Consider the following 692-nt stretch of genomic DNA (forward strand, 5'->3'; position numbering starts at 1 on the left):
TGTATCAGGAACCTCTATGAACTCAGGAAACATCCAAAGAATGTCACGCCCCAACTCTACCAGTTTATTGACAACAGCCGTTCTTGGGGCATTCACCATGACAAAATCACGAATGTAGAAATTGCTACTATATCCGACTTCACGCGCAGAAGAGAAACAACGCAGGTAACGTCCAGCCAAGGGACAGGAACGATTATCCGGGATTCTGATGCCTTCAGATAACAGGGAAAAAGCAGTGCTGTAATTTATCATAATATTACTCCATTCAATAACTCCTTAAATATACGTTATTTATAAACTATATTTAAATAAAATGCAATGTTTATATGCGTGTATACAAATAAATATATAAAATAGTTATAATATTAATGGAAATAATTAACAGGTTTGTTTGTTGTTTCAGTGGTGTGTTTTGCATGAAATAGTCAACAGGGTTTTCAGTTGACTAGTAAGAGAAAAAACACAGAAAGGTTCAACAGGAAACCTGTGCGACTATGTGTTGAAAAAATCAGACACAGACGAAATACCCCGGATATCATTCGGAAACAGGTTTGCTGGAATAACCCGTAGGGCAAAGCATCGGATACGCTGTTTTAATGCGACATAAGCCATGGAGAGAAACAGAACAGACTTTCAGGGAAGATTATACCCTTCACGGGAAAACCATGCTTCTACGGTTCATTTATGGAGGA

General features: G+C 38.0%; 1 protein-coding gene. It reads right to left on the minus strand.

The genetic code is table 11. The annotated features are described in order from the left end of the window. A partial coding sequence (locus HK26_RS13785) for a hypothetical protein (RefSeq protein WP_219337102.1) occupies positions 1-252 on the minus strand: 252 nt, incomplete at its 3' end. Positions 253-692: the final 440 nt, after the last annotated feature.

Source organism: Acetobacter okinawensis (assembly GCF_002153655.1).
GTDB lineage: Bacteria > Pseudomonadota > Alphaproteobacteria > Acetobacterales > Acetobacteraceae > Acetobacter > Acetobacter okinawensis_A.